Source organism: Streptomyces sp. NPDC001868, from assembly GCF_040297125.1.
In the GTDB taxonomy this organism is placed as follows: domain Bacteria; phylum Actinomycetota; class Actinomycetes; order Streptomycetales; family Streptomycetaceae; genus Streptomyces.
The window spans coordinates 1-11,042 of record NZ_JBEOYO010000104.1 but is presented as its reverse complement, the minus strand read 5'-3'; the positions used below and the strand labels follow the sequence as shown (position 1 = coordinate 11,042).

Annotated in this window: 9 protein-coding genes; all 9 read left to right on the top strand. The window is 72.1% G+C overall.

The annotated features are described in order from the left end of the window. The first annotated feature begins 171 nt into the window (after positions 1-171). Complete coding sequence (locus ABT147_RS46225; protein WP_351418360.1) at positions 172-828, top strand: DegT/DnrJ/EryC1/StrS family aminotransferase; 657 nt, start codon at positions 172-174, stop codon at positions 826-828. Continuing rightward, on the top strand, positions 825-2,144 hold the full coding sequence (locus ABT147_RS46220) for a DegT/DnrJ/EryC1/StrS aminotransferase family protein (RefSeq protein WP_351418357.1): 1,320 nt from the start codon (positions 825-827) through the stop codon (positions 2,142-2,144). The genes ABT147_RS46225 and ABT147_RS46220 overlap by 4 nt, the downstream gene beginning before the upstream one ends. Further along, complete coding sequence (gene argC, locus ABT147_RS46215) at positions 2,137-3,264, top strand: N-acetyl-gamma-glutamyl-phosphate reductase (RefSeq protein ID WP_351418355.1); 1,128 nt, start codon at positions 2,137-2,139, stop codon at positions 3,262-3,264. The genes ABT147_RS46220 and argC overlap by 8 nt, the downstream gene beginning before the upstream one ends. After that, positions 3,261-5,201 carry a M20/M25/M40 family metallo-hydrolase gene (locus ABT147_RS46210; RefSeq protein ID WP_351418353.1) on the top strand — a complete coding sequence of 647 codons (1,941 nt, stop codon included), beginning with the start codon at positions 3,261-3,263 and terminating at the stop codon, positions 5,199-5,201. The genes argC and ABT147_RS46210 overlap by 4 nt, the downstream gene beginning before the upstream one ends. Next, positions 5,198-6,049: a thiamine pyrophosphate-binding protein gene (locus ABT147_RS46205; RefSeq protein WP_351418350.1), complete on the top strand. Its 852-nt coding sequence runs from the start codon at positions 5,198-5,200 to the stop codon at positions 6,047-6,049. The genes ABT147_RS46210 and ABT147_RS46205 overlap by 4 nt, the downstream gene beginning before the upstream one ends. Then, positions 6,046-7,029, top strand: coding sequence for a transketolase family protein (locus ABT147_RS46200; protein ID WP_351418348.1), 984 nt, complete (start codon positions 6,046-6,048; stop codon positions 7,027-7,029). Before ABT147_RS46205 ends, ABT147_RS46200 begins: the two co-directional genes overlap by 4 nt. Positions 7,030-7,122: 93 nt before the next feature. Beyond that, the gene (locus ABT147_RS46195; protein ID WP_351418346.1) at positions 7,123-8,376 is read left to right on the top strand and encodes an ATP-grasp domain-containing protein; all 1,254 of its coding nucleotides are present in this window, start codon (positions 7,123-7,125) and stop codon (positions 8,374-8,376) included. After that, a complete protein-coding gene (locus ABT147_RS46190; RefSeq protein ID WP_351418343.1) occupies positions 8,373-9,713 on the top strand; it encodes an amidohydrolase family protein in 1,341 nt (446 codons plus the stop codon). Before ABT147_RS46195 ends, ABT147_RS46190 begins: the two co-directional genes overlap by 4 nt. Then, complete coding sequence (locus ABT147_RS46185) at positions 9,710-10,933, top strand: MFS transporter (protein ID WP_351418341.1); 1,224 nt, start codon at positions 9,710-9,712, stop codon at positions 10,931-10,933. The genes ABT147_RS46190 and ABT147_RS46185 overlap by 4 nt, the downstream gene beginning before the upstream one ends. The last annotated feature ends 109 nt before the right edge of the window (positions 10,934-11,042 follow it).

The window sequence follows — 11,042 nt, the reverse complement described above, 5'->3', positions numbered from 1 at the left end:
CAGTTCCCCGCGCCCCTGAAAAGCAGGGGCTGCGCCCCGTGCTTTTCAGGCCCGCGAGGGCCGTAGGCCCTCCAGGGGCGCGGGGAACTGCGCGAGAAGCCCCACCGGGCCGCACCGACACCGCACCCAACCAACCCATCCCCACCTCCACGGAAAGAGGTCCCGCAGCGTATGGAACTGTTCGACACCGCCACCGTGCTCACCCGTGTTCTCACCTCGGGTGTGGTGATGAGCATCGAGAAGAGTGACCGGGAGCTGCCCGGTCTGGAACGGCTGCTGACGAAGAAGACGCGGCGGAGCAAAGCCGTGCTGCTCAACAGCCGTACCGGGGCGATCCACGCCGCGCTGGCCGGTCAGGGGATCGGCCACGGGGACGCCATCGCCCTGGCGGAGCCGGACGCGGAGACCGCCGCGTTCCTGGCCTGGCTGGGCGTGCACGTCACGACGTACGACGGACCGGCCGCGTACGACTGTCTCGCGCTGGACCCGGCGAACGCCGACCGGCTCGGCGAGCTGGCCGCGGGGGCCACCGCGCCGGCGCTGGTCGTCGACCTGACGGGCCTCGGCTTCGGCCCGGCCGCCGCCGTGCTCACCGACGACCCGAAGCTCTGGGCCCGCGCCGAACGGCTCAAGATCTTCGGCGCCTACGACCTGCGCACGATGTGGACGCAGGAGGAGGCCGACGCCGACCTCGTACCCGGCGTGCAGTTCAACTACCGGCTCAGCCCGCTGGTCGCCGCCTGTGTGCGGATGGCCCTGACCCAGGCGGCACAGACCCAGGCGACACAGCAGCGCCCCGCCGTGACCTCCGGAGCGAACCAGTCATGATCACCGACTTTCCGAACTCGCCGCTGCCGCTGCCGAATCCGGCGGACCTCGACGACGAACTCGCCGCCCTGGGTGGAGGGGAGATCATCCCCAGGGCCATGCGCCGCACGCTCTTCCCCGTCATCACCAAGGAAGACGTCTTCAACCTGATGCTCGCCCAGCGGCAGACGCCCGAGAAGGTCGTCGCCGACTTCGCCGAGGCCTACCGGGCGTACGTGGGCGCGAAGTTCGCGCTGCCCACGGCCAGCGGTACGTCCAGTCTGCACATGGCGCTCGTGGGCGCCGGGGTGCGGCCCGGTGACGAGGTCGTCGTGCCGGCGTTCACGTTCATCGCCACCGCGCAGGCCGTCGTCGCCGCCCACGCGATCCCCGTGTTCGTCGATGTCGACCCGGTCACGTACTGCATGGACCCGGCCGCCGCGGCGGCCGCGATCACCGAGCGGACCCGGGCGCTCATGCCGGTCCATGTGCACGGGCTGCCCGCCGACGTTCCCGCGCTGCGCGCCCTCGCCGACCGGCACGGCATCGCCCTCGTCGAGGACGCCTCCCACGCCCACTCCGCGAAGATCGGCGACCGCGTCGCCGGGTCGCTCGGGGACGCGGCCGGGCAGAGCCTGATGGCCGACAAGAACTTCCCGCTGGGCGGGGAGGGCGGTGTCGCCTTCTTCGCGACCGAGGAGGCGTACGAGAGGGCCGCCGGGTATCTCCGGCGGCACGGCATCGACTACGGCATGTCCTGGGTCGCCGCCGCCTTCGGCAGCAGCCAGCTCAAGCGGCTGCCGTACTACGACGAGATCCGGGCCCGCAACGCCGTGCTGCTCGGCGAGGCCCTCCACGAGACCGGGCTGTTCACACCGCCGCACGTGCCGGACGGGCACGTCCACGCGTACAACATGTACCGGATCGGTCTGCACCCCGAGGCTGTCGGCCTCGGCGATCTGCCCGTGTACGCCGTCAAGGAGGCCGTGCACGAGCTGCTGGTCGCGGAGGGGGTGCCGGCGCGCGAGTGGCAGAACACGCCCATCCCGTGCCATCTGCCCTTCCAGCACCGGGACGGGTTCGGGAACGGCTATCCGTTCAGCCTCAACCCGGGCGCCGTGCGCGACCACCGGCCGGAGGACTTCCCGGTCACCCTCGGCATGCTCGACTCCACCCTCGTGCTCTGCCGCGAGCTGCGCTCCCCGGTCGAGTACGAGCGGATCCTGCGCTACGCCGACGCCTTCCGCAAGGTCGCCCGCCGCCCCGACGCCGTCCGCAAGCTCGTCGAGGAGCGCGACTACGTGCGGCCGTACGAGAAGGCGGCCCGCCTTGGCTGACATCGGACGCACACACGACATCGGCCGCGCCCAAGACACCGGCCGTACGCACGACACCGCACGCCCGCACGACACGATCCGCGTCGCCGTCATCGGTGCCAGCGGATACACCGGTGGCGAGGTCATCCGGCTGCTCCTTGAGCACCCGCACGTCGAACTCGCCTTCCTGTCCGCCGAGCGGGCCGCCGGTGCCGCCATCGGCAGTGTGCACCCGTGGCTGCGCAACCATCCGAAGGCGGGCGGGCTGAAGTTCCGGCCGCTGGCCGAGCTGGCGGAGATCGACCCCGTCGACGTCGCCTTCGGCTGTCTGCCCACCGGCGCGCTGCCCGAGCGGCTGCCGCTGATCGCCTCGCAGGCCAAGCGGGTGCTGAACCTGGGCGGCGACTTCCGGCTGCGGGCCGAGGACGAGGTGCGCACGCACTACCCGAGGACCGCCGAGCATCCGCCGCTGGAGGACTTCGCGTACTACGTACCGGAGTTGAGCACCGAGGTGCCGGACGGACGGTTCGTGAACCTGCCCGGCTGCATGGCCGTCACCACGATCTACGCCCTGTACCCGCTGTTCGCCGGCGCCGAGCCCCTCGCGGCCGACAAGGTCGTCGTCGACGCCAAGACCGGCTCCACCGGCGGCGGACGCGGTGGCAACGAGCCGCCCGCCGAGCGCACCGGCAACTTCCGGGTGCACAAGCTGTACGGGCACCGGCACGCGCCCGAGGTCCGGCAGGCCATCGCCGACTTCACCGGCGCGGCCGTGGACCTCCGCTTCTCCACCCACAGCCTGGACGTGGCCCGGGGCATTTTGGTCACCGCGTACGCCGAACTCCGGGACGGCGTCACCTCGTTGGACGTCAAGCGGGCCTACGCCAAGGCGTATGTCGGCAAGCCGTTCGTCCGGGTCCGCCCGGCGCCCAGGGCTCCGCAGGACTTCCCGATGCTCAAGGCGGTCGTCGGCTCGAACGTCGCCGAGGTCGCCATCGCGGTCCAGGGCGGCCAGGTCGTCGCCGTCGCCGCCCTCGACAACCTCATCAAGGGCGCGGCGGGACAGGCCGTCCAGGCGATGAACCTGATCAGCGGCTTCCCGGAGACGGCCGGCCTGCCCACCACGGCGGTGTCGCCATGACGACGCAACTGGAACGGCCGGTCGCGGCGGCCGTGGCCCCGGCCCCGACAGCACGCGAGACAGCCCGGCCCGGCAGCAGGTCCACCCGCCCCCTCTACGTCGTCAAGGCCGGCAGCGCCACCCTCGACCGCGGCGCCATCCACAAGGAGCTCGCGGACCTGGTGGCCCGGGGCGCCCGCGTGCTGCTCGTCGCGGGCGGGGCCACCGGGATCGAGCGGCACTACGCGGCGATCGGGCGCCCGATGCCCCACCTGCGCCTGGCCAACGGGGACTCGGTGCGGTACTGCCCGCCGGACGAGATGACCCATCTGGTCGACGCCTACGAGCGGGTGACCCTGCCCGCCGTGGAGCGGGAGCTGCGGGCGCTCGGGCTGAGTGTGTTCACCTCCGTCGCCGCGCGCGGCGGACTCGTGACCGGCCGGGCCAACCGGCCGCTGAAGGCGGTGTCCGGCGAGGGGCGCACCCTCGTCGTACGCGACCACCGGGCCGGTGTGCCCACCGAGGTCGACGTCGACGGACTGACCGCGCTCCTCGAGGCGTACGACGTGGTCTGTCTGTCGCCGCCGGTCGCCGACCCGGCCGGCGGTGCCCCGCTGAACGTGGACGCCGACGTCCTCGCCGCCGTCCTGACCGGCGCGCTCGGCGCCGACCATCTGCGGCTGGTCACAGGCACCGCCGGACTGCTGACCGACCCGGCCGTCCCCGATTCGACGCTGTACGACGCCTATCCGGGCGAGGGCGCGAAGTACGCGGGCGGCAGGATGCGGCAGAAGGTACGGGCCGCCGAGATCGCCATGAAGGACAGCGGCGCCGATGTCGCCATCACCGGTCCGCACACGATGAGCGAGCCGTCCGGCTGGACCCGGTTCTGGCGTACGAAGGAGCCGGCGGCCGATCTCGGGCTGCTCACCCGGATCTCCTGTGTGCCGTCCGTGTCGCGGGACGAGGCCGAACTCGCCTCCTACCTGGCCGAATGGTGCCGGGAGCGGGGCATCGACGCCCATGTCGACGAGGCGGGCAACCTCGTCGCCACGCGCGGCGACGGTCCCCGGCGGCTGCTGCTCCTCGGCCATCTCGACACGGTCCCGCACCACTGGCCGGCCGAGTGGCGCGACGGCGAACTGTGGGCGCGCGGCAGCGTGGACGCCAAGGGCAGCCTCGCCAACTTCCTTGAGGTGCTCGCCCACGCGGACATCCCCGAGGACGGCCACCTGCGTGTGGTCGGCGCGGTCGAGGAGGAGATCTCGTCCTCCAAGGGCGCCTTCCACGTCCGTGACCGGTACCCGGCCGACGCCGTCGTCATCGGCGAGCCCAGCGGCTCGGGGACCCTGACCCTCGGCTACTTCGGGCTGTTCAAGCTCCGGGTGACCGCCTCCGTGCCCAGCGGCCACTCCGCCGGGATGGACGCGGTGTCCGCGCCGGACCACCTGATCGACGTCCTCGGCCGGATCCGGACGGCGGTGCTCGCCGAGGCGCCGGACGCGCTCAGCGCGGTCATCGACATCCGCGTGGAGAACGGACGGGAGCGCTCCACCGCCACCGGGATCCTCAACTTCCGGGTGCCGCCCAAGGCGGAGGTCGCCGCGCTCACGGCCGCCGCGCTCGGCCAGGTCCGCGAGGACGTGCGCGTCGAGGTGCTACGGGCCACCCCCGGGCACGCCGGTGGCCGCTCCAGTGCCCTGGTCAAGGTCTTCACCCGGGCCTTCGCCCAGGCCGGGATCAGGCCCCGCTTCGTGGTGAAGAAGGGCACGTCCGACATGAACACGCTGGCCACCACCTGGCACGACGTCCCGATGGTGGCGTACGGGCCCGGCGACTCCGCGCTCGACCACACCGACGAGGAACGCATCGACCCCATGGAGTACCGCACCGCCCGCTCCCTGCTCGCCGACGCCGTCCACCGGTGGTTCGCCCTGCCCGAGGGGAGCCGGCGATGACCACGGCCGTACTCGAAGAGCCCCGGCTCGGGGACGACGACCCGGCCGGCCCGGTCGCCCCGGCCGACCTGGTGGCCACCCTCGCCGAACGGGCCGTCCGCGCCCGCCGGCTGGTGGTCGACATGGCGGCGAGCCCGCGCGGCTGCCACCTCGGCGGCAGCCTCTCCGTCCTCGACATCCTGATCGCCGCGTTGCACCGCGCCGCCGCCGGCGGCGGCACGGAGGTCGTCCTCAGCAAGGGCCACGCCGCCGCCGGGCTCTACGCGGCCCTGCACGTCAGCGGTGTCCTGCCGGAGAACCCGGCCCCGCTGTACGGCCTCGCCGGCCACCCCTACACCGGTCATCCCGGCCCCAAGGTGCCCGGCGTCCGCTTCCCCACCGGCAGCCTCGGCCACGGCGTCCCGTACGCCGCCGGCTGGGCGCTCTCGCAGCGGCTGCGGGGGCGGCACGGGCTCGGTGTCGCGGTCGCCGGGGACGGCGAGCTGCAGGAGGGCCTGGTCTGGGAGACCTGCCAGGTCGCCGCAGCACAGGAGTTGGGCAACTTCGTCCTCGTGGTCGACCGCAACGGCGGCCAGAACGACGGCATGGTCGCCGACATCTCGCCGCTGCCCCGGCTCGCCGAGCGGTTCGCGGCGTTCGGCTTCGACGTCACGGAGGTGGACGGCCACGACCTGGCGGCCCTGACCGAGGCGCTGGCCGAGGACCGCTCGACCGCCCGCCGCCCCCTCGCGGTCCTCGCCGACACCGTCAAGGGCAAGGGCGTACGAGCCGTCGAGGGCAAGGCCGCGAGCCACTACGTGACCATCGACGAGGCGCGCGCCGCCAAGTGGAAGCGAGCGATCCGATGAGTCTCACCGACGAGCGCCGGCCCGCCCCGGCGGGCCCCGCGCCCCTCACCGACCAGCGACCGGTGACCCTCTCCGGCCGTGACGCCTACCGGGACGAGCTGACCCGGCTCGCCGCCTCGGACGACACGATCGTCTGCCTGGAGGCGGACCTGGGCGGCAAGGGACACCCCTTCCAGGCCGCCCACCCGGAGCGTTTCCTCAACCTCGGGATCGCCGAGGGGGCCATGGTGGACATGGCGGCCGGGCTCGCGGCGGGCGGGCACAAGCCGTTCGTCAGCACCTTCGCCCCGTTCGCCGCGCTGCGCGCCGCCGAGAGCCTGAAGCTGACCCTCGGCTATCTGGCCGCCGGGGTCACGGTCGTCGCGCCGTACGCCGGTGTCTCCGGCGCCTGGTTCGGGACCACCCACCACTGCCTGGAGGACCTGGCGATCCTGCGCGGCGTGCCGGGCGTGACCATCGCGGCCCCGTACGGCGACGCCGAGATGCGCGCGGTCGTCCGGGAGGCGGTCCGCTCCGGGCGCCCGCACTACATCCGCACGGGACGCAACGCGAAGTACGACTCCCTGCCGGTGCCGGGTGACGAACTCCCTCTCGTCAACTGGGAGTTCAAGGCCACCGACCCCGCCGCCGTCTGCCTCGTCTCCGTCGGCGAGGAGGGCACCCGGCTCGCCCTGGCCGCCCGGCGGGCCGTGCCCGGCACCGCCCACGCGCACCTCGTGTATCTCGACCACGAGAACCTCACCCCCGCCGCGGCCGAACTCGCCCGCCACCACTCCCGGTTCGTGGTGGTCGAGGAGCACCGGGGCCAGGGCGGCATCGCGGAGGCGCTCGCGCTGCTGCTGCCAGCCTGCCGGGTCACGTCCGTGAGCGCCGACCGGAGCTGGCCCTCGCAGGGCGGCGACCACGAGGAGGTCATGGCCGCGCTGGGCCTGGACCTTCCCGCCGTACTGGACGCACTGGGCCGCGCGGCGACGACATAGCCGTCCGCCGCGCCGAGCCTCGACGACATAACCGTCCGCAGCCCGCCCACCCCACGAACTCACCGCACCCACAAGCGAATTCAAGGAGTCCCCATGCACATCCTCATGATCGAATGCAACCCGAACGGCATGGCCGGTATCGCCAACGCGCTCGACCTCGGCCACGACGTCACCCTCGTCTCGGTCGACCCCGGCTTCTACCTCGCCGTCTCCCCGCTCACCGAGGCCGCCTACGCGCACCCCAACTGCCATGTCATCAAGAGCGAGAAGGCCTTCTCCATCGAGGAGCTGACGGCGCTGGCCCGCGAGGTGCACGCCGAGCGCCCGGTGCACGGGGTGACCACGTACAGCGAGTACCACACCGTCCACACCGCGGCCGTCGCCGAGGCGCTGGGCCTGCCCGGGATGAGCGTCGACGGCGCCCGCAACGCCCGCCACAAGCACCTCACCCGCCTCACGCTGGACGGCAGGGGCATCCGGCAGCCGCGCTTCGCGCATGTCTCCGACCCGACGAAGGTCGAGGCGGCCGTCCGCGAGATCGGCTTCCCGTGCGTGGTGAAGCCGTCCGACGGCACCGCCAGCCTGCACGTCCTGCACCTCAAGGACGAGGACGACCTCACGGCCTACCTCGCCGAGCTGGCCGAGGTCGTCGACTACGGGCGCGGCGTCGTCCGCATCCCGGACATCCTGATCGAGGAGTTCGTCACCGGTGAGCTGATCTCGGTGGAGTCCTGCGTGCTCGGCGAGGGCGAGATCGTCAACCTCGGGCTGACCGACCGTCCGCTCAGCGGCTTCCCGCACTTCATCGAGATGGGCGCCACCTACTTCACCGGACACCCGCTCCAGGACGAGCTGTTCGCGATGACCACGAAGGTCCTGAACGAACTGGGCGTCGACTTCGGCTTCATCCACACCGAGTTCCTGCTCGGCCCGGACGGCCCGGTGCTCTGCGAGGTCAACGGCCGGCTCATCGGCGGCATCGTGCCGAGCCTGATGCAGATCAGCTCCGGCGTCGACGCCTACCTGGAGGTCATCCGCCAGGCCCTCGGCGAGCGCCCCGAACTGCCCTTCCCGGGCGAGACGATCGCGGGCGGCCACTGGTTCGGCTCCCCGGTCGCCGGCACGGTCGAGTCCATCGGCTTCGACGGCCTCACCGACCTCCCCGGCTTCCACAGCGCCCTCGCCTACAAGAAGCCCGGCGTCGAGGTCAGCCGTCTCTCCAAGAGCAACTTCGACTGGATCGGCCACATCATCTTCACCGGCGCCGACCGCGACGAGGTCAACAAGCGCAACGAGGAGGCCCTGGACGCCATCGACCTGCGGCTGAAGGTCGAGGTGGCCCGATGACCCCCGCCCCGCCGAGCGGCGGGCAGCAGCTGTGGGGGGTGGCGGTCCCCGCCCTCGACCCCGAGGCGCTCTACGACGTCACGACGGAGAACGGCGTCTTCACCGCGTTCACGCCCACCGGCCCCCGGCAGGGCGGCGAGCACGAGCTGTGGCCCGGCTACACCGAGACCCACGCCCATGTCGCGCTCCCCGCCAACTGGGACGACACGGTCGAGGACCCCCGGATCGTGGCCCTCCAGTACCTCTACCACGGGGTCACCCACGTCGTGGACATGTTCGGTTTCCCGCTGGCCGCCGACGCCTGGGCGGCCGGCCGGGAGGCCTCCCCGTGGCCGTACCCGGAGATCGCGCACTGCGGCTACGCGGTGACGGCGACGACCGACACGGCGGGCCGCACCGGACACGGCGTCGAGTTCCCGGCGCCGGTCCACATGCTCGCCGTCGAGTCCGACCTCGACCACGCCCTGCGCGCCAATGCCGAACGCGGCGGCACCTTCCTGAAGGTGATGTTCACGGACGGCACGGAACAGCCGGGCAGCCCGGTCCGCTTCTCCCGTCTGTCGGAACACGTCCTGCGCTTCACCGCCCGCATCGCGGCCGAGCGCGGTGTCACGGCGGTCATCGACTGCAACACCCTCCAGGAGACCCGCTGGGCGTACGCGTGCGGCTTCCGGCTCTTCGCCCACACCGTGCGCGACCGCACCCTCGACGCGATCGACTGGAAGGAGTTCGAGGGGGCCCGGTTCGTGTCGACCCTCGCCGGACTCCGCCCCATGATCATGACGGGGGAGGAGTTCCTCACCGAGTACGCCCGCGAGGGCTTCGCCGAGACCCAGGACGTCCGCAACCTCGACTTCGTCCGGGGCATCGAGAAGCCGTACGGCATCGAGTACGGCGTCCAGGAGACCCGCACCGCCGCCCTCGCCGACATGCGCCGCAACGCCCTGGCCGCGCTGAACCGCGGCGACCTCCTCGTCGGCACCGACTCGGGCAACACCGGCGCCTACCACGGCTACTCCCTGCTCAGTGAGCTGGACCTGCTGCGCGGCGACGACACCACCCTGGACGGCCCCCTGCGCCACCAGGCCACGGTCGGCGGCCGCCGCTACTTCGACGAGCTGACCGGCGACCCGACGGGCACGCACCCCCTGCGGGTCGGCGCCCCCGCCACCTACAACCTCCTGCACGCCTCCGCCCCCGACCGCCCGCTGTCGGCACTGCCCGTCACGACGGTCGTCCGGGGCACGGAGATCGACCGCCCGGCGCTCGCCCGCGAGATCGCGGCCCTGCGCGCCACCCGGGCCGCTCCGACCGACCCGAAGGGACTGGTCGCGTGACCATCGAACGCAGGCGGGCGCTGATCGGCGTGAACGCCGGCATCTTCCTCGCCCACATCGGGAACTTCATCTGGTTCCCCGTCCTCGTCGCCTCCCTCGGCGGCACCGACAGCGGCTTCTGGGCCGGCGTCGTGATGTGCATGACGTACGTCGGCCGTCTCGCCGCCACCTTCTTCTACGAGGGGGTCGCGGCCCGGATCGGCATCCGGGGCGCGGTGTTCGCGGGCACCGCGACGGAGGCGGTCGCCCTGGGCCTCATGGGCTTCGGCAGCGGAGTCGTCGTCTACAGCGTGCTGGCCCTCTTCATCGGCCTCGGCTCCGGCACGGCCTTCCCCGGCCTGAAGAACATCCTGGTCTCGTACCCGGACGACGAGCGCCCCAAGGCCTTCTCGACCTTCCAGATGTCGGCCCAGGTGGGTCTCTTCGGCGGTGCGCTGGCGGGCGGTCTGCTGGCGGACGTGGACCTGCGCACGCTCTTCTCGGTCGTCTTCGCGATCTTCATCGGCTTCTGCCTGGCCGCGTCCGCTTTCATCCCGAGGGACGGCTTCGGGGAGGCGCCCGCCGCCGTCAAGGAGCACAAGCCCCTGCTGAGCACGGCCGTCTTCAAGGGCATCGAGGTCCGTGGCGCCACTCGCTACTTCCTCCTCTCCGCCGTCTTCTGGTTCCTCTCGATCGGCTTCATGGTCGGTATTCCGCTGCACATGGAGGAGTACGTGTCCGGGTGGGCCCCGTCGGCGCCCTTCTGGATCACGGGGCTGACCGTGCTGGTGCTGCAGTACCCGCTGTTCAAGTTCCTGATCAAGCATCTGCGGCCGGGCGCGGTGATGGCGCTGGGGCTGGCGGGCATGGTCGTGGCGTTCACGGCGTTCGGTGCGGGGCGCTCCGCGGTGTGGGTGGTCGTCGGCTGCCTCACCGTCGTCCTCGGTGAGATCCTCTTCGTCCCCTCCTTCGACATCTGGGTCGCCCGCAAGGTGCCCGCCGACCGGCTCGCCAAGGCCATGGGGGCGATGCACTTCTTCCGCAGCGCCGGCAACATGATCGGCTCCCTCCTCGCCGGCATCCTCTTCGACCTGTCCCTCTCCTGGGACGTGCCCGGCGGGAACTGGTACGTCGCCGCGCTGATCGCCGCCGGGTGCGCGTTCGTGTGCCTGTTCAGCAAGGACGAGGTGGAGACGCCTGCGACCCCGGCGGAGCCGGAGCGGGCGGAGACCCCGGCGTAGTTCCTCACAGCGCGGGTCCGGTGGGGGCTGGCCGCGCAGTTCCCCCTGCTTCCGATGGAAACAACGACTGGAATCAGGACAGAATTCCCAACCCGTCCCACTATTTTTC

Coding starts and splice junctions, on each gene's coding strand:
- ABT147_RS46225 (WP_351418360.1), top strand. CDS start 172: ATGGAACTGTTCGACACCGCCACCGTGCTCACCCGTGTTCTCACCTCG.
- ABT147_RS46220 (WP_351418357.1), top strand. CDS start 825: ATGATCACCGACTTTCCGAACTCGCCGCTGCCGCTGCCGAATCCGGCG.
- ABT147_RS46210 (WP_351418353.1), top strand. CDS start 3,261: ATGACGACGCAACTGGAACGGCCGGTCGCGGCGGCCGTGGCCCCGGCC.
- ABT147_RS46205 (WP_351418350.1), top strand. CDS start 5,198: ATGACCACGGCCGTACTCGAAGAGCCCCGGCTCGGGGACGACGACCCG.
- ABT147_RS46200 (WP_351418348.1), top strand. CDS start 6,046: ATGAGTCTCACCGACGAGCGCCGGCCCGCCCCGGCGGGCCCCGCGCCC.
- ABT147_RS46195 (WP_351418346.1), top strand. CDS start 7,123: ATGCACATCCTCATGATCGAATGCAACCCGAACGGCATGGCCGGTATC.
- ABT147_RS46190 (WP_351418343.1), top strand. CDS start 8,373: ATGACCCCCGCCCCGCCGAGCGGCGGGCAGCAGCTGTGGGGGGTGGCG.